Source organism: Muricauda sp. SCSIO 65647, assembly GCF_021534965.1.
In the GTDB taxonomy this organism is placed as follows: Bacteria; Bacteroidota; Bacteroidia; order Flavobacteriales; family Flavobacteriaceae; genus Flagellimonas_A.
Genome location: NZ_CP091037.1, coordinates 125,348 through 144,418, shown reverse-complemented (window position 1 = coordinate 144,418; position 19,071 = coordinate 125,348). Strand labels below are relative to the sequence as shown.

The window sequence follows — 19,071 nt, the reverse complement described above, 5'->3', positions numbered from 1 at the left end:
TTTATGAGAGAACTCTTAAAGATAGCGAAAAGTTAAGGTGCTCTGTTCCGTTGAAATGAAACAGCCTAGATTTGTGTACATTTGGTGTTTATGCCCAATTACAACGACCCAACAAAAAAAACACGCGCCCCTTGGTACTATTTGCTGCTGTTGATCTTGGCCGGTGAGGCGGTGTTCATTCTTCCATTTGTTTTGCCCAGGGTGTTCAGGCCGACTGTTTTGGATGTTTTCGAAATGTCTAATTTAGATTACAATTTGGGCGTTGCCGTTTATGGTATCATCGCCATGGTTTCCTATCCGTTCGGAGGTCCGTTGGCCGATAAATTTGCACCTAGAAAACTTATAGCCGTAGCCTTATGGCTGACTGCCTTGGGTGGTTTATGGTATGCCCGTTATCCTAGTTTGGATACATTAAAAATTCTGTATGGCTATTGGGGCTTCACTACGATTTTTCTCTTCTGGGCGCCAATGATCAAAGCGACCCGGGTCTGGGGAGGCGATACTTCGCAAGGTAAGGCCTTTGGCTTTTTGGATGGGGGCCGTGGATTGACCGGAGCCCTGTTTGGATTATTGGGTGTTTTTATTTTCTCTGCCTTTTTATCTGATGGAATTCAAGAAGCAGCACTTGCACAGCGGCAAGAGGCCTTTACCTATGTCATCTACATATCTGCCATTATCATCAGTGTCATCGGTGTTTTGGTTTGGTTGTTTATGAAGTCAGGAATCGATGAAACCAAAATATTGGTTGATAGAATAACTATTAAAGAGCTGAGACAAGTGCTAAAGTTACCGTCAGTTTGGCTATTGATGGTAATCATTCTTTGCTCTTATGTGGGCTATAAGATAACCGATATTATTTCTCAGTATGCCAACGAGGTAATGTTGTATGATCAGGTAAAATCGGCCCAAGTGGGTACTTTTCTTCAGTTTCTGAGACCTATTACAGGAGTTTTGGTCGGTTTGTTGGTGGATAGGTTTCGCATAACCTTTTGGCTCTTGCTAAGTTTATTGTTTTGTGTAATAGGGGGAATTTTGTTTGCCTCTGGAATTATTGCACCAGCTACAACATCATTATTTTTCATGTCTGTTGTAATCGTTGCCATTGGGGTGTATGCGGCAAGGGCATTGTACTTTGGCGTAATGAGGGTCGGAAAAATTCCATTGACATTGACCGGTACGGCTGTTGGCTTGATTTCATTGATAGGTTATACACCAGATATTTTTGCAGGTCCGGCCTACGGGTATTTTTTGGACACCTATCCGGGAGAACTAGGACACCAATACGTTTTTTGGATGTTAAGTGCTTTTGCACTTATTGGCGGAATAGCTTCTTTAGTATACCATAGAAAGTATGGCAGGTCTGAGCTCAGCTAAGAACCCTCACAAATTGATTTCAATCTTTTCAGGGCTTTTGGCCAAGTTTGGTTAAAATAGGCCTCCCATTCTGTGGTCGTATCCATAGCCACTTTGAGCAAAGTGCCATTTTCAGTGGGTAGATAGGTGTACTCTTCCAACATTCCTGCAAAGGCCTCGACTTTCTCTCCTTCCGTGATTTCCTTGCCATCTTCAAGGGAGCCATAATGCTCGATACTCACGAACTCATTGGGCAGGTTTTCCTTGATCCGGCTTATCATGCCACAGACATTGCCCTTTTCATCATCTGATAGAAACACGATTTTGGAGCCTTTGGTCCAGTTGCCCTTATATCGCGAAGTTGGACTGAATTCGGCGGTCCATTGTTTAAAGGTCTCTTCATTGAGCATCACATCATAGACCTTTTTGACCGGGGCATTGATACGGGTTTCAAAATGCAACGTTTTCATTTATCGTGTATTTCGTGATTTAATCCCTTGTGCACACAAGGTAACGATTTCTTGAATTCGCTTATGTCTTGTTTCTTCACGTTTGGCATGGTTCAACCAATATAGATAGCTCTTCCGTTGGCCACGTGTGAAGCTTTGAAAGTTGTTCCAAGCTTTTGGGTTCTTGTCAAAGGCGTTTTGCAAATCTTCTGGCACCACACCGTTTTCAACATCGTCCAGAGCCGACCAAGAGCCATTTTGCTTGGCGACTTCAATGGCTTCAAATCCACTTTCGTGCATGAGACCGGCCGCTGTAAGCTCTTTTATATGGTCTTTGTTGACCTTGCTCCAGACACTTTTGGGTTTCCGGGGGCAGAAATACTGACGGCGTTTGCCATTGCCCAAGCTTTTGACCGTACTGTCTATCCATCCGTAGCAAAGGGCCACGCGAACGGCCTCTTCCCAGCGCATGCTTTCATTTTTGTGATCGACTTTATAGAGGATCAAATAGATTCCGCTCGAGGCAGCATGGTTCTCATGTAACCATGTGCGCCATTCGGTATCGTTTTTAAAGTAATGCTCTTTCTTTTCGTCCATTCCGAGTCGTTACATTTTTGATAGCAGCCTTTTCATAATGAATATGCCATAAATTTTGAAGAAAATGAAAATATACTATTTGTTTTTGCACAAAAAGGGAATTATTATTGGACTATGAAAAAAGTCATCTGCCTATTACCTGTTCTGTTCGTATTTCTGGCGACCAGTTGCGAAAAAAAACGCGCTGGAAATCCGAAAGTATTGATTTTCTCAAAGACCATGGGATTTGAGCATGCCTCGATTCCCCAGGGTATCGCCGCCTTACAAGAATTGGGCGCTGAAAATAATTTTGAGGTCGATACGACCAAAAATGCGGGGGCATTCACAGATGAGACCCTAAAACAATATTCGGCGATCATTTTTCTGAGTACCACGGGCAATGTATTGGATAACAAGCAAGAAGCTGCCTTTGAACGCTACATTCAGGCGGGTGGTGGGTTTGTGGGCATACATGCGGCCACTGACACCGAATACGACTGGGGGTGGTACAACAAATTGGTCGGGGGTCAATTTTTGAGCCATCCGGCCGGCACGCCTGAGGCTGACTTTATCATAAAAAATAGAAACTTCATTGCCACGGCGTTTTTTACCGATACCATTTGGCGCCGGACCGATGAGCTTTACAATTTCAAGAAATTGAACCCTGATGTGAATGTGTTGATGACCGTTGACGAATCAACCTACGAAGGTGGTGAGAATGGTGATTACCACCCTATGAGCTGGTACCATGACTATGATGGGGGGCGGGCCTTTTACACCGCGGGCGGCCACACCGATGAAAGCTTTTCCGAAGAATTGTTTTTGAAGCACCTTTTAGGTGGAATTCAATATGCCATCGGCGAGAATTTAGAGCTCGATTATGACAAGGCAACGACCCAGATACCGCCCGATGCCGATAGATTTTCCAAAGAAGTACTGGTTCAGGGTGAATTCTTCGAACCTATTGAAATGGCCGTTTTGCCCAATAACGATGTGCTCATAGCGCAACGTAGGGGCGAGATTCTTCTTTACTCTGACAAAACCAAAGAATTGGCACAAGTGGCCTATCTCGATGTGTACCATAAAGCCTTGAACGCTCCAGGGGTGAATGTCGAAGAAGGTTTGATGGGGCTTCAAAAAGATCCTGATTATGCGAACAATCATTGGATCTATGCCTATTACGCACCCACTGGCGATCAATGGGTGAACCGACTGTCGCGGTTTAAATTTAGGGATGGGGAATTTGACCTTGATTCAGAACAGGTAATTCTAGAGGTTGAAAGCCAGCGCGAAATCTGTTGCCATACAGCTGGGTCAATCGCTTTTGGAGGTGATGGATTGCTGTATGTTTCCACAGGTGACAACTCGACACCATTCGACGAGCCCAATGCCCAATATGTCAATAAGGGCTATGCGCCCTTGAACGATCTACCGGGCAAAGAGCAATACGATGCACGCCGTTCTTCGGGCAACACCAACGATTTGCGCGGAAAAATTTTGCGCATCAAGGTAAATGAAGATGGCAGTTATGATATCCCCAAGGGAAATCTATTCCCCGTAGGAACCGAAAATGCGCGACCAGAAATCTATACCATGGGGCACCGTAATCCGTACCGCATATCGGTAGACCCCAAAAATGGATACCTCTATTGGGGTGATGTGGGCCCAGATGCCCAAGAAGACAACCCCGATAGGGGCCCACGGGGCTATGATGAGGTAGGCCAGGCAAGAGCCGCGGGCAATTTTGGGTGGCCGCTTTTTGTGGGCGACAATAGGGCCTATGTAGACTACGATTATGCGACGGGTGAAAGTGGCGATGCCTTCGACACAGCGAAACCGATAAACGACAGTAGAAACAATACCGGACTTCAAGAATTGCCGCCAGCGCAGCCAGCCATGGTGTATTACCCATATGCCCCGACCCAAGATTTTCCGCAGGTGGGCACAGGTGGCAGAAATGCCATGGCCGGGCCAGTGTATTATTCCGACCTGTATGCCAGTGGAGGGCTTCCCGACTATTATGATGGTAAACCATTGATTTATGAATGGATTCGGGGATGGATGATGGCCGTTACCCTTTTCGATGATGGCACCTTTAACAAAATGGAACCTTTTGCCCCTGAGGTAAGGGTGCAGAACCTAATAGATATGGAAATGAGCGATGATGGCCGCGTCTATCTGTTGGAATATGGGAGTGGATGGTTTACCCCGAATGAGGATTCTGGTTTGTCGTACATCGTTTACAATGGTGGAAACCGACCACCGCTCATCGATAGTTTTAGTGTCGACAAGACCTCAGGAAAGTTGCCACTTGAGGTGGTTGCCACGATAGAGGCACATGACCGCGAAGGCGATGAGATCAGTTACGTTTGGAATTTTGGAAATGGCGAAACCTACGAAACTAACGAAAACAAAGTACGGCATACCTATTCAGAACCTGGTGAATACAAGATAACCGTTGAGGTAAAGGATGGTAAAGGCGGTTCTTTGAGCAGTGACCAACTGCGTGTCACCGCGGGTAATTCAAGACCTTTGGTCTCGATTGATTTAAAGGGCGGAAATTCTTCGTTCTTCATGGCAGGAGTTCCCGTTGAGTATGAAGTATCAGTGGCCGACCCTGACCGTTCTGAAGACATTGATTTTGACAATATTTTTGTGTCGGTCGATTATTTGGAGGGAATGGACCAAGTGAACATGTCGTTGGGCCATCAACAGGTTTCGGCAGCTGTAATGGGCAGGGCCCTTACCCAGTCTATGGACTGTAAGACTTGTCATAAAGAAAGGGAAGCTTCGGTCGGCCCAAACTATTTTGATGTTGCCACCAAGTACAAAGATCGCGAAGATGCGCTTGCCTATCTACAAAAGAAAATCACCGAGGGCGGTTCAGGTGTATGGGGCGAAGTGATGATGCCCGCGCACCCAACCATTACCCAAGATGAATCTAGACAGATAGCTTTGTACATAAAATCATTGGCGGGAGACGTTTCTGATGAAAAGTCAATGCCCCCCTCAGGTAGATTTGTGCCCAACCCGACAGAGGGGACCAATGTCATGGTCTTGACCGCCAGTTATACAGATAAGGGCGTGGGCAATGCGCCGCCCTTGACGGGAGTCGCATCGGCATATTTGCAAAGCAGTACGATCACTTTTTCAAAAGACACCAAGAATGAAGGTTTTACTCACGTTAAGTTTGGGGGAATGGACCTTTTGACCATACCTGAAAATGAAGGTTGGTTTGCACTTGATGACATTGATTTGACCGGTGTCAAAAATGTGGAGTTGACAGTACGTTGGCAAGCACCACCGACTGTTGGGCTTCAATTTGAGGTCAGAAAAGATGCCGTAGATGGTCAGCTATTGGGCGTAGGAACCATGCCAGCACCCTTACCGGGGCAGCCTTCAGGATCGTTGGCTGTTCAATTGAACAAAACACTGAATGAAAAAGTGGAGGCCCTATATTTTGTGCATAAACCAATCGAGGGCCAGGACAGGGGAGGTGTACCTATTGCTTTGATGAATGTACATTTCAACTAGTTGTTGCCAAGATTTAGACTTGCCCATTCAGAAAGCTGGTTTTATTGAGGCAATAGGTAAGCGCATTCTCGTCATCATGGCAAAGATGCCCATTTTCATCACTTTGATATATCTTTTGGCCCCCTAATTTCTCAGTGGCTTTTTGTGAGCGAAGGTTGTCTTTGTCGATATAAAACAGCACGTTGTCAAAATAGGTGAAAGCGTGGGCCATCATCAACATTTTGATTGAATGGTTATATGTGCCGCCCCAGTAATTGCGTGATAAAAATGTCCACCCTATTTCTATGGTCGTTTGATCTTTGTCACACAATTTATAACGCGAACTACCGATTATACTTCCCGTATGCTTGTCAGTAATGATCAAGGCGCCTTTAGAATCTATTGCTTCTGCAAAGAATTCTTGAAATACGTCCTTTTTCCAGCGGTCTTTGCATTGGTGCTGTTCCCAGATCAAGGGGTCAATGGCCACTTCATAAAGTTTATCGAAATCTGGGACGGCCAAAGGCCTGATCTTGACCAATTCATTTTCTAAAATGGGTTGAAGGTCGAGCGACACAGGGGTTTTGGTTATAGTCCTTTTGTTTTGATATAAAAATTGCGGTCAATTACAATTTCTGATTGTGGCGAGACGGCATCTTGGTAAAGTTGCCATTCTGTTTTCGGGAAAAGCCATACCTGTCTATCATGAATTTTAACTTTGACCGGCATATCAAATCCTTCAACCACATCAGAATATCTATATTCAAGAGCTTTTCCCTTTATTCGGTACTCTAATACAGGAATCATTGTACTTCTTAAATATTGATTAAAAAAAGCCGACAGGTCTTTTTCTGTTTCCTTGCTCAAAAAATGCTCTATTTGTTGGGTGGTGACGGTTTGGTGATAGAATACCTCGTTCATCTTTCTCAATATTTTTCGCCATTTTTCGTCATCTTCTATCAATTGTCTGAGCGTATGCAAGATGTTGGCCCCTTTGTAGTACATATCGCCCGAACCCCTTCTGTTCAAATTGTACCTGCCGATGATGGGCTGGTCGTTTCGTATATTTTTTCTCGTTCCGATGACATAATCGGCAGCTGCTTCCTTGCCAAAGTGATAATCGAGATACAGGTTTTCTGAATAGGCGGTAAAACCTTCATGCACCCACATATCGGCAATGTCTTTGTAGGTGATACTATTGGCGAACCATTCATGGCCGGCTTCGTGTATGATGATAAAATCGAATTTCAGTCCCCAACCGGTGCCTGATAAATCCGTTCCACGATAACCATTCTGGTATCCATTGCCATAAGTGACCGAGCTTTGGTGCTCCATACCCAAATAGGGTACCTCTACCAATTTAAAACCGTCTTCGTAGAAGGGGTAGGGGCCGAACCAGTGTTCAAAAGCTTCCATCATCATAGGGGCTTGTTTGAACTGTTCTTTGGCTTTTTCAAGGTTGTCGCGCAACACATAATAATCGAAATCGAGTTCGCCTTTCTCGCCTTGGTATTTTTCTCCAAAATGAACATAGTCACCGATATTGACATTGACCCCATAGTTGTTGATGGGGCTGTCGACAAACCAATGATAGGTCTTGGTATCACCATTCTCCTCTACCTTTCTAAGCCTGCCGTTTGAAACATTCATCAAGTTTTTGGGTACGGTCACACTGATGGCCATGCTGTCGACCTCATCGTACATGTGGTCTTTGTTGGGCCACCAGACACTGGCACCGAGCCCTTGGCAAGATGTGGCCACAAAATGGTTGGCGTTGTTGTCTTTTTTCCAAGAAAACCCACCATCCCAAGGGGCATTGAGCGCTTCTCGTGGCTTGCCGGAATAATGAACGACAATTTCGTTGAACGATCCTTTTTTCTGAGGGCCTTCAAGAAGTACGTGATACGCGTTGGTACCTGCTTTTTTATAAGAAAGTGTTTTGCCTTCTTGTATAATCTTTTCGATTTTAAGGGGTGGCTGCAAATCGATTTGCATCACTTTGTTCTCTTCGAGTACCTGGTAGCGTATCGTATTGCTTCCTGAGATGAATTTTTCATCTGGTTTTACCTCAATGTCGAGATGGTAGTAATTCAAATCCCACCACTCGCGTTCTGCCGTAATGCTCCCACGCAAGTATTCATCCCGTGTATATTCCAAATCATCTTGTGCGAAACAAACCGTACCTGCCAATAATAGTATGATGGTAAAAAACTTTCTTGTCATAATCTTCATTTATCTAAAAATACCAGAGGGAAAACCTACCAAATAGATTTGTACTATTGAAGTATTTGAATTGCTAACGACCGATACTGCGGGCAGCGAAGCTGCAAATGCAAGCACTACATTGACAAAAGCTTCAATTCGGCTGATATGGTGCGAAAATTTCACGAAGGAAAATTACCGCAAAAAAGTGACTTTGGCAATCTTGCCATCTATGACCTCGTAAATGGCGACAGCGCCAAAATTTGTGCCATTTGCAGTAATATACTCTTCGTCGATCACCTTGTTGCCCGTCACGATACGGTTTTTGATCTCACAATGAAGGTCGGGGGTATTTTCGAAGAAACGGGCATAGCGCTGCCTCATTTTTTCCTTGCCTTCCAAAAATAGCTCATTGGGAAAGTTGTATAGTTTTACATTATCGGAGTACGTATCCATAAAGCCGTCTATGTCACGTGCATTGTAGGCATTCAATTGTTTTTGTACGATATGACGTGGTGAGACGTCGGCCACAAAGGCCAATCGGTTAGAGCTGCCATTGGTGGCTATTCGGGTGATGTTATTGATCTCTTCCTGAGGAAAATACATAAGCCGTTGCCATTGCACATCGGTTTTTGGATCGAACCTTACGATTGTTTTGCCCGCACCCATAAGAATGGTACCGTCTTTCAGCCAACACATATCTTCTGCCTTGTTGAAAGTGTTCGTAATTACTTTTGTGGCCCCCGAAACCGGATTTAGCGACATAATCTGCCATGAATCGTTCGCTTTGCTGATATAACTGACCAAATCGGAGTTGGGAATCTTATGCAGTGACCGCCCCACGTTCTTCTGATACGTATGGTTCGAACCATCTTTTAGGTTACTGACCACTAGATCCATTCGGCCATCGGTGAGCACCGAAGAGACGATTATATGGTCATTGTACCAAACATGATAGCCTACTTTTAAATCGAGCAGTGCCGTTGAGCTGCCCGTTTTAAGGTCATATTCATACAATCGCTGTAATCCATCCAAATCTAAGCGAATGGCAGAAATAGTTTCTCTGCCCGGAATCTTTAGGGGAGAATATTCACTGCCTGTGGGCGTGTCGGTTATCCATGAAGAAATACTACCTTCTTCAATATCGATTTTGCGAATGTCTGTTTGACCGGCCCTTGTCGATGAAAAAAGTATGGTATCATCATGCAAAAATGAAGGTTGATTGTCGTAGCCTATATTGTTCGACACATTTCTAGGATTTGATAATAACGGCAGTCCGTTTTTCATATCCAGATCAAAAAGAAATACCTCGGTATCGGCTTGCCCATATACGGAAAGGGCGAAAAATGCCCCTATAAAAAAACAAAGGATCTTTTGCATGGCCTACTCAATGAATTTCTTCAAAAGTTCCCTTACCTTTTGGGGGCCTTCAACAAAATATTTCGCTTCGGTTTTTTTGAGCCCCACTTTAATGGTAACGGCCTCTTTTGGTAAATGTTGAAACATGAACTCATCGGTCCAGTCATCCCCAATGGCCAATACAAAGTCATAGGCGTCCCCATTCAAAATCCTTACCGCGGCCCGGCCTTTGTTGACGTTACTGCTCTTGACTTCCATCACCTTGTTGCCAGACAGCACACTGATGTCATCATTGCCGATAAGACTGGTCAATACAGTATTGAGTTCAGAGGCCCTTTTCTCGCCAAAGTCTGGGTCGGTGTTTCTATAATGCCAAGCAAAAGAATACGTTTTTTCTTCTATGAAAGACCCTGGGGTTCTATCTACAAACGATTCGAGTACCGGGCGTATATTTTTCATCCAGTCTTTTTTGACCCGCTCCAATAATTGAAAATCTTCACCTCCTCTTGAGATCCATACCCCATGTTCAACAACCATGTTATATTTTTTCGAAAGGAACCATCTGCCAAAGGTCTCGGTATCTCGGCCACTGATTAAAAATAAGGTTGTGCCGTGTTGCTTTTGGAGTGCATCCAAGATGTTGTACAATTCCTTATCGGGTGAAGCCATTTGAGGGTCTTTGTGAAAATCTGCCAAAGTACCATCGTAATCAAGGAAGAGCAATCGTTTTTTTGCCTTTTTGTACTGTTTTTGAATGTTCTCTACCAAGGCAGGAACCATTTTTTTGGCTACCTGTGCCGGGCTGCTTTCATCTTGTTGCAGTAAGGTGTACATAAACTGGTTTGCCCATACTTCAACATTGTATCGGCTAAGTCTTTTTTGAAGGGCGGCTATACGAAGAGCCTGTTCTTCTTTGGGCATGGTAATGGCCTTTTTCAACGTGTTGGCCTGTTCTTCAAAGTTATTGGGGTTTATGAGCAAGGCCTCATTCATTTCATAGGCCGAACCTGCCATTTCACTTAAGATCAAAACCCCATCCTTATGAGAACGGCAGGCTATATACTCTTTGGCCACAAGGTTCATACCATCTCGAAGCGGGGTCAACCATGCAATATCACAAGTGATATAGAGATCGATCAGGTTTTCAAAGGGAAGCGAACGATAGAAGTACCAAATGGGCGTCCAGTTTATGGTGGCCAGCTCACCATTGATCCTACCGACAAGCTCATCGATTTCTTTCTTCAAAAGCTTGTATTGGGGCACATTGGAGCGCGAGGGTACGGCCAAGATGATCAACCGAACCCTTTCTCTATACTCAGGATATTTGTTCAAGAAATATTCAAAAGCATTGATTCGTTTGGCTATGCCCTTGCTATAATCCAATCGGTCAATCGAAAGAATAAGCTTTGTATCGGGTGTTGAGGCCTTATGGTGATCCAGTTTTTTTTGAAGGTCGCTCTTGTCGCCGTTTGACGTTTTTCTGGTGGCCGCTTCACTAAACTTTTGATAATCGATCCCCATGGGAAACGAATCTACCTTGACCACTCTATTTTCGACATAGATATCGTTGAAACTTACTTCCAGACCCAATAACCTGCGTACTGAGCTCAAAAAGTGGCGTTCATAGTCATACGTATGAAAACCGATGAGATCGGCACCCAATAATCCTTCCAAAACCTCTTCACGCCAAGGCATTGTTCTAAAAATCTCATACGAAGGAAAAGGAATGTGCAGAAAGAACCCTATGGTCGCATTGGGCATTTTTTTTCTTACCATTTGGGGCACGAGCATCAATTGATAGTCATGTACCCAAATGATATCGCCCTCATTTGACCGGGAAACAATGGCATCTGCAAATTTTTGGTTGACCGTTCGATACGATTCCCAAAAATCAAGCTCAAACTCGGTATATTCCAGAAAATAATGAAAGAGCGGCCAAATCGTACGATTACTGAATCCGAAGTAGAAGCCATCAACTTCTTGCTCTGTAATACCGACCGAAACACAGCCTTGCTCGGCAAGTGCCTTGTCGATTTCAATACCCAAATCGTCAGATATATCCTCATCTGTTAGTCCTGACCAGCCAATCCAAAGACTTTCCCCTCCTTGATGTACCGATTTCATTCCTGTGGCCAAACCACCAACACTTGGTATTGCATTGATGGTTCCATTGCTAATTTGCAATTGTACGGGCAGTCTATTTGAGATTATGATAGTTTTAGCCATTAAATGGGTACTTTACCTTGATTTGCATGCTAATTTCTCTAAATTTCGACAAATTGTCGCTTAAAACCAACTAGTACGAATCCTTTTGGGAAGATTTAATCTATGGATAACCTTGATTATGGAATAATAGGTAACTGCCACAGTGCTGCACTGATCTCGAAAACGGGATCAATCGATTGGTGCTGTTTGCCAGAATTTGATTCGGCCTCGGTTTTTGCCAAGTTATTGGATAAGGATATAGGTGGTAGCTTCGAAATTTTGGTAAGCGACGAGTATACCATCCAACAGCGCTACACAACCGACACGGCCATTTTAAAGACCAAGTTTTCAAACGGGGATGATGTTTTTGAAATACATGACTTTATGCCCCGGTACTACAAGCAAAATGGCAAATACCACTCTCCTCCTGAAATCATTCGCTACGTGAGACATATTTCGGGCAAACCGGTCTTTACCATAAAATATGACCCGAAATTGGGCTACGCCCAAAATGAGACCAAAAGCCACATCAAACCTGATTTCATAGCAAGCCTCACCAAAAATGGGAAGTTTGACACCACCTTTCTGTACACTTCTTTTGATAAGAGGAGCGTTATGGAAGGATTGCCCATAATCTTACGGGAAGACGGTTATTTTCTGTTGGCCTATCACGAAAAGATCTTTATGCCATCGACTAGACGAAGCTATCTCGATCTTGAGCGAACCAAGGTATATTGGTTGAACTGGTCTAACAAAACGCCCAATTACAACAAGTATAACGCTCAGATAGCACGAAGTGCGATTACCTTGAAATTGTTGAGCTATGATCGTTCTGGAGCTGTTTTGGCGGCGGCCACCACCTCATTGCCCGAAACGATCGGTGAAGTGCGCAATTGGGATTATCGTTTTTGTTGGATCCGTGATGCCTCAATGGTCATCAAGGTGGTTTCTGAACTTGGGCATGAGAACATGGCCCGTCGTTATCTCAAGTTCATTATCGATATCATTCCACACAAGGGCGAGAAGATGCAAATCATGTACGGTATCAATGGTGAGAAGAGATTGACCGAAGAGACCCTTGAGCATCTCAGCGGCTACATGAATTCAAAACCGGTGCGGGTCGGCAATGCCGCTTATCTTCAAAAACAGAATGATATCTATGGCATTTTGATGGATGTCATCTACCAGCAATTGGAGAAATTCAGCACCGATATTGAAAATGGGGAGGAACTTTGGACGATAACCAAAGGCATAGTCTGGATCGTTAGCCAAACATGGCGAGACCCTGATAAGGGTATTTGGGAATTCCGCACAGAAGACCAGCACTTTACCTTTTCGAAAGTACTATGCTGGACCGCCCTTAACCGTGCCATAAAAGTAGCCCAGATCTTGGGTAAAAAGCACAAGATTGAAAAGTGGAAACACTTAGAGGCGGAAATCTGGAACGATATCTATGACAACGCATGGAATGAGAGGGTAGGGGCCTATACCCAATCGTACGGATCAGATCATTTAGATGCCTCGGTACTGTTGATGGAGGCCTACGGCTGCGTAGATGCCAAAGACGAGCGCTATATCAAAACGGTAAAGGCCATCGAAAGGGAACTCAGTAATGATGGCTTGCTCTATCGTTACAAGAACAGGGATGATTTTGGGTTGCCCTCTTCTTCTTTTACGGTCTGTTCATTCTGGTTTGTGAACAGCTTGTTCAAGATCGGAGAGCGTAAAAAGGCCCAAGAAGTTTTCGAAAGGTTGCTCTCGTACAGTAACCACCTAGGGCTTTTCAGTGAGGATATTGATTTTCGCACCAAACGTTTGTTGGGCAACTTTCCACAAGCATACTCACATTTGGCGCTCATTGAATGTGCCATCAACTTCTCACGCATCGATAGTGAGCAAAAGATTTGGGAGTCGATGAATTAGCGATTTTTTTCAGCGATTGTTTTCGCTACTTCCTCAATCTTTTTGAGAAGCGACCCTAGATGTTCCATGGTCGTAAACGGGTTCATCAGTGTTGTTCTTAGGTAATGAATGCCCTTGAGTCTTGTCTGTACAAGATAGTATTCGCCATCATCCAACAGTTCTTGCCGTATCTCGGCGTTCAATTCATTCAATTCTTTTTTTGAACGATTCCCTTGCCAATATCTAAAACAGAGAATGTTCGAGCTGGGCTCGATGGCCAACTCAAAATGGGGATGCTCTTTGACCAAATCGGCAAACGAACGGGCCAAATCATATTGTCTGGTCACAAACTCATCGAACAGTCTTTCCCCATAAAATTTCAAGAGCACGTACCAGTGCAGGCTCATCATGGTCTTCGTGCATTCAAAGGTCTTTTTGCCACTATTGAACCATTCGTCCTCATCAGAATCATTCAGTAGATAGTCCGCTTTTTGGCTAAAGGTATGCTGCGCGTGCTTTTTGTTCTTGAACAACAACGCGGTGGTAATAGTGGGCATGAGCATCATCTTATGCCCATCGATCACCACAGAGTCTGCTTTTTCGATTCCGCTTACCAAGTGCCGGTACTTTTTGGCATAAATGGCCGCTCCGCCATGGGCGCCATCTACATGAAACCAAAGATTCTTTTTTACGGCAAATTCAGCTATTGCCTCTAAATCATCATGTGCGCCCGTAGCGGTCGAAGGGGCAGAGCCGACAATGGCAAATACCTTGATGCCATTTGCCGATGCCTTTACAAAATGTTCGTCCAACGTTGAAACATCCATTGAAAAGGTATCGCTTGCAGGTATCTTGATGATTCCTTTTTTTCCCAACCCCATGATCTTTGCCGCCCGGTCGATGCAATAATGCGCCTCTTCACAGACCATTATGCCCAATGGTTCTGTATGGCCCTCATTCCAGATATCGTGTGCTACTTTTGCCTTTCTGGCCGAAAGCAGTGCCGTGAGATTGGCCAGGGTGCCACCAGAGGTCAGAAATCCGCCAGCACTTTCCTTAAAGCCGATCTGTTCACAGATTTTATCGGTGACGACCCTTTCTATGGCTGAGGGAGACATACCCATTTCATAAACGGCCATACCGTTGTTGAGCATTGAAGACACCATACCGGTCAATGCCGTGAGAGGGGCGGTGGCAGCCACTTGATGGCCCACATATTTTGGGTGATGGGTATGCACCGTTCGATTCAATACTTCCTGAAAAAAATCTTCCTTGTTCCCATTTTCCAAAAAATCTTCCCAAAAATACAGTTCTTCCTCAGGTAGGTTCCAATTGATGGGCTTTCCTTTTTGCTGAAGGCAACGCGCTAAGTGTTCGGCCAACATATCGATAAGCCTATGGCCATTTTGTCGATATTCTGGGAGGTCGAAAACCCGATTCAAATAACTGTTATCCATTCCTCTAATTTAACTCTCTGGGCCAACCTTACAAAACCCAAGGCCAAAACAAAATCTGACCTTGTCGAAAATCAGTTCGAATGGTATGACATTGCTCATGAAACACATACCCTTCATTGATTACATTTGCCTGAATCGTAAATCAATAAAAAAATGAGAACTAAGTATGTACTACTGATTTTCATGTCAGTTGTTTTTTTCTGGGGTTGCCAAGAAAAGGCGGTTGAAAACAAAGAGGGGTCCGTAAAAGCCGAGCCCTTTGAGCATGTGGTGGAACAGTTTGCTGACCTTCGTATTCTACGCTATCAAATATCTGGCTTTGAACAACTTACCTTAAAAGAGAAAAAATTGGTCTATTATCTTACCCAAGCTGGTCTGGCCGGTAGAGACATTATGTGGGACCAAAACTATCGCCATAATCTGCAAATACGGGATGCCTTAGAAAATGTCTATGTTTCCTTTAAGGGAGATAAGGCTACCGAAGATTGGAAGGCTTTTGAGACCTATTTGAAGAGGGTATGGTTCTCAAACGGCATTCACCATCATTATTCCAATGACAAGATCAAGCCTGGTTTTTCGGCGGAGTATTTGAATTTTTTGTTGAAAGAGACGGATACCGAATTGACGGGGGAGCCCTTTGAGGTCATTTTCAACGATGCCGACAATAAAAAAGTGAACAAAAAGAAGGGGGTTGACAATGTTGCCGAATCAGCGGTCAATTTTTATGGCCCATCGGTGACCGATGCCGATGTTACCGCTTTTTATGAAACGATGGACAAGGGGCCCGAAGGAAGACCCATTGAAATCGGACTGAACACAAAATTGATGCGCGAAGATGGAAAATTGGTGGAAAAGGTATGGAAATCTGGCGGTATGTACGGTGAGGCCATAGATGAGATGATCAAATGGTTGGAGAAAGCAAAAGAAGTTGCCGAAAATGAGCAGCAGGCCAAAACACTGCAATTGCTGATCGACTATTACACCACCGGCGATTTGAACACTTGGGACGAATATGCGATCGCTTGGGTCAATTCTACAGAGGGCAATATTGACTGGATCACCGGCTTTGTCGAAGTGTACAACGACCCAAAAGGCTATAAGGGTTCTTATGAGACCATTGTGCAGTTGAAAGATTTTGAAATGTCAAAACAAATGGCGGTTTTATCAGAAAACGCCCAGTGGTTCGAAGACAATTCTCCTTTGATGGAAGAGCATAAAAAGGATAATGTCGTGGGCATTTCGTATAAAACGATCAATGTGGCCGGAGAAGCGGGTGATGCATCACCCAGTACACCCATTGGGGTGAATTTGCCCAACAACAATTGGATTCGCCAAGAACACGGCAGCAAATCTGTTTCTTTGGGGAATATCATCGGTGCCTATAACAATGCCGGGGGCAGCGGACGGTTGAAGGAGTTTGCCCATGATCAGGAAGAGATCGCTTTAGAGGAGGAATATGGAAAGCTGGCCGATAAATTGCACACTGCCCTACATGAGGTGGTGGGCCATGCCTCAGGTCAGATCAACCCAGGGGTCGGTCAACCCAAGGAAACCTTGAAGAACTATGCCTCGACCATGGAAGAGGGTAGGGCAGACCTTGTAGGGCTCTATTTTTCGATGGATCCCAAAATGCAAGAGCTTGGCTTGGTAGATGATTGGGAAAAATTGGGCAAGGCGGCCTATGACGGCTATATAAGAAATGGCCTGATGACCCAATTGATACGTATTGAACTCGGTGATGATATTGAAGAAGACCATATGGTGAATCGTCAATGGGTCTCTGCCTGGGCTTTTGAAAAGGGCAAGGCAGACAATGTTATCGAAAAGGTCGAGCGTGACGGTAAGAGCTATTACAATATCAATGATTATGCAAGGTTACGTGAACTTTTTGGGGAGTTGCTGAAGGAGTCACAGCGCATCAAATCTGAGGGGGATTTTAAAGCGGCGCAAGATCTGGTCGAAGGCTATGGGGTAAAGGTCGATCAAGAGTTGCACAAAGAAGTATTAAAGCGAAATGAAAGGTTCAAGAGTGCCCCCTATAGCGGTTTTGTCAATCCTGTTTTAGTGCCCGAAACCGATGAATCTGGCGAGATCATTGACATAAAGGTAACCCAGCCAACCAGTTTTGAAGCACAGATGTTGGATTACTCAAAACGATTCGGATACCTCTAGGCCAAGACGACCAATAAAAAAACCGTCCTGATAGGATTATCAGGACGGTCATCATCTAAGATGATCATTTGAATTAGTCGAAGGTATAACCGTTATCGGCAGCTACTTTCTCCGCGATTTGGGTTCGGAGTGCCACAACATTGGGTTGGTTCGTGTATTTGGTAAATCGCTTCAGCCCCATGAGCATCATACGTTGCTCATCACCTTCGGCGAAAGAGACAATGGCCTCTTTGCCTTTCTGTACAATGATATCGGTTGCCCGGTATAGGTACAGTTTGGCCATGGCGATCTGTGCGGCCTGGGCATCTTCACCAAAGCGCTTCGCATTCTTTTCGGTTCGAAGTACCGCCGATTCCGCCAAATAGACCTGTATGAGTATATCTGAGGCGGCCATCAACAATTGCTGGTGCTTCTCAAGCTCTGTGCCGAATTTTTGCACAGCACTGCCCGCTATCATCAGAAACGTCTTTTTTAGACGCTTGATCAAGTCTTTTTCTTCTGCGAACAATTCTGAGAAATCAGGTGTATCAAATGAAGGGATTCCCATCAATTCTTCACCTACCGCAGTAGCGGGCCCCAGTAAATCCACATGGCCTCGCATGGCTTTTTTGACCAACATGCCCACCGACAACATTCGGTTGATCTCATTGGTGCCCTCGTAGATTCGAGAGATTCGCGCATCACGCCAGGCTGATTCCATAGGGGTGTCTGCACTAAAGCCCATGCCCCCAAAGATCTGTATGCCTTCATCAGTGGTGTGCTGTACATGTTCGGAGACCGCCACTTTCAAGATGGAACATTCAATAGCGTATTCTTCGACCCCTTTTAACTCTGCCTCTTGATGGCTGTTGCCATCGGCCATTCTCATGGCAACCCGGTCTTCAATATTTTTGGCCGCCCTGTAACATGCCGATTCATCAACATAGACATTGGTGGCCATGTCGGCCAGTTTTGCCTTGATGGCCCCAAAATTTATAATGGGCGTCTTGAACTGTATTCTCTCATTGGCGTACTTAGTGGCCTCGTTGATGACCCTACGCTGTGCTTCCAAGCAGGCCGCTGCCAGTTTGATCCTGCCCACATTTAGGGCATTCATGGCAATCTTGAAGCCATTGCCTCGCTCAGATAGCATATTCTCAACGGGAACCTTGGTCTCGCTGAAGAAGACCTGACGGGTAGAAGAGGAGTGGATGCCCAACTTTTTTTCTTCATCGCCCAATGAGATTCCATTTTTGGGGTCATTTTCCACAATGAAGCCCGTAATGTTCTTATCGTCCTCAATTCGTGCGAACACGATGAACAGGTTGCAGAATCCTGCATTTGAAATCCACATTTTTTGTCCGGTGATACTGTAATATTTCCCATCATCGGAGAGAACAGCCTTGGTTTTTCCAGAATTGGCATCAGAGCCCGCACCAGGTTCTGTCAGACAGTAAGCGCCAAACCACTCACCCGAGGCCAATTTTGGCACATATTTCTTTTTCTGTTCTTCGGTACCATAGAGTGTTATGGGCAGGGTGCCGATACCCGTATGTGCCCCAAAAGCGGTACTGTACGAGCCTGTGGCCCCTGAGATATAGTCACAGACCAACATGGTCGAAACAAAGCCCATGCCCATGCCGCCGTAAGCTTCGGGCACGGCAATGCTCAAAAGGCCGAGCTCCCCGGCCTTGCGCATGCACGCTTCGGTGTATGCATAGTCTTTTTGCTCAAAACGTTCCCAATGTGCCCAAAGTTCCCTATCGACAAACTCTTTGGTGCTTTCACGCATCATTTTTTGTTCTTCGGAAAGGTCTTCGAGTGTGAACACGTCCTCACAATCGGTTTCCTTGACAATGAACTGTCCACCCCGAAGAATTTCTTTGTTCTGTACTTCTGTCATA

The 19,071-nt window shown here is 44.8% G+C and carries 12 protein-coding genes; 4 read left to right on the top strand and 8 right to left on the bottom strand.

Annotated features, from left to right (window positions below; translation table 11 throughout):
* Positions 1 to 90 precede the first annotated feature (90 nt).
* Positions 91 to 1,374, top strand: coding sequence for an MFS transporter (locus L0P89_RS00630; RefSeq protein WP_235266469.1), 1,284 nt, complete (start codon positions 91 to 93; stop codon positions 1,372 to 1,374).
* On the opposite strand, the gene L0P89_RS00625 is transcribed toward L0P89_RS00630, so the two are convergent.
* On the bottom strand, positions 1,371 to 1,823 hold the full coding sequence (locus L0P89_RS00625; protein ID WP_235266468.1) for an SRPBCC domain-containing protein: 453 nt from the start codon (positions 1,821 to 1,823) through the stop codon (positions 1,371 to 1,373). The two genes, L0P89_RS00630 and L0P89_RS00625, sit on opposite strands and share 4 nt — an antisense overlap.
* Positions 1,824 to 2,399 carry a YdeI/OmpD-associated family protein gene (locus L0P89_RS00620; RefSeq protein WP_235266467.1) on the bottom strand — a complete coding sequence of 192 codons (576 nt, stop codon included), beginning with the start codon at positions 2,397 to 2,399 and terminating at the stop codon, positions 1,824 to 1,826.
* Between the two features lie 114 nt (positions 2,400 to 2,513).
* Here L0P89_RS00620 and L0P89_RS00615 point away from each other — a divergent pair, with 114 nt between their 5' ends.
* Positions 2,514 to 5,912 (top strand): ThuA domain-containing protein, encoded by a 3,399-nt coding sequence (locus tag L0P89_RS00615; RefSeq protein WP_235266466.1) that lies wholly within the window; start codon positions 2,514 to 2,516, stop codon positions 5,910 to 5,912.
* Positions 5,913 to 5,925: 13 nt separating this feature from the next.
* Here the strand turns inward: L0P89_RS00615 and L0P89_RS00610 are convergent, their stop codons facing one another.
* The 4 genes from L0P89_RS00610 to L0P89_RS00595 all read right to left on the bottom strand — a co-directional run bounded on the left by L0P89_RS00610 (position 5,926) and on the right by L0P89_RS00595 (position 11,678).
* A complete protein-coding gene (locus tag L0P89_RS00610; protein ID WP_235266465.1) occupies positions 5,926 to 6,468 on the bottom strand; it encodes a GNAT family N-acetyltransferase in 543 nt (180 codons plus the stop codon).
* A gap of 11 nt (positions 6,469 to 6,479) precedes the next feature.
* Positions 6,480 to 8,114: a M1 family metallopeptidase gene (locus tag L0P89_RS00605; protein WP_235266464.1), complete on the bottom strand. Its 1,635-nt coding sequence runs from the start codon at positions 8,112 to 8,114 to the stop codon at positions 6,480 to 6,482.
* A gap of 174 nt (positions 8,115 to 8,288) precedes the next feature.
* Positions 8,289 to 9,473 (bottom strand): nuclear transport factor 2 family protein, encoded by a 1,185-nt coding sequence (locus tag L0P89_RS00600; RefSeq protein WP_235266463.1) that lies wholly within the window; start codon positions 9,471 to 9,473, stop codon positions 8,289 to 8,291.
* A 3-nt stretch (positions 9,474 to 9,476) separates the two neighbouring features.
* Positions 9,477 to 11,678 carry a bifunctional alpha,alpha-trehalose-phosphate synthase (UDP-forming)/trehalose-phosphatase gene (locus L0P89_RS00595; protein ID WP_235266462.1) on the bottom strand — a complete coding sequence of 734 codons (2,202 nt, stop codon included), beginning with the start codon at positions 11,676 to 11,678 and terminating at the stop codon, positions 9,477 to 9,479.
* Positions 11,679 to 11,780: 102 nt separating this feature from the next.
* On the opposite strand from L0P89_RS00595, the gene L0P89_RS00590 reads away from it, so the two are divergent.
* Entirely contained in the window at positions 11,781 to 13,580 is a 1,800-nt protein-coding gene (locus tag L0P89_RS00590) for a glycoside hydrolase family 15 protein (RefSeq protein ID WP_235266461.1), read from the top strand.
* Here the strand turns inward: L0P89_RS00590 and L0P89_RS00585 are convergent.
* Positions 13,577 to 15,016 (bottom strand): pyridoxal phosphate-dependent decarboxylase family protein, encoded by a 1,440-nt coding sequence (locus L0P89_RS00585; protein WP_235266460.1) that lies wholly within the window; start codon positions 15,014 to 15,016, stop codon positions 13,577 to 13,579. The genes L0P89_RS00590 and L0P89_RS00585 overlap by 4 nt on opposite strands.
* Positions 15,017 to 15,169: 153 nt before the next feature.
* Here L0P89_RS00585 and L0P89_RS00580 point away from each other — a divergent pair, with 153 nt between their 5' ends.
* Positions 15,170 to 17,188 (top strand): dipeptidyl peptidase 3, encoded by a 2,019-nt coding sequence (locus L0P89_RS00580; RefSeq protein ID WP_235266459.1) that lies wholly within the window; start codon positions 15,170 to 15,172, stop codon positions 17,186 to 17,188.
* Positions 17,189 to 17,261: 73 nt separating this feature from the next.
* Here the strand turns inward: L0P89_RS00580 and L0P89_RS00575 are convergent, their stop codons facing one another.
* Complete coding sequence (locus L0P89_RS00575; protein WP_235266458.1) at positions 17,262 to 19,070, bottom strand: acyl-CoA dehydrogenase family protein; 1,809 nt, start codon at positions 19,068 to 19,070, stop codon at positions 17,262 to 17,264.
* Position 19,071 lies beyond the last annotated feature (1 nt).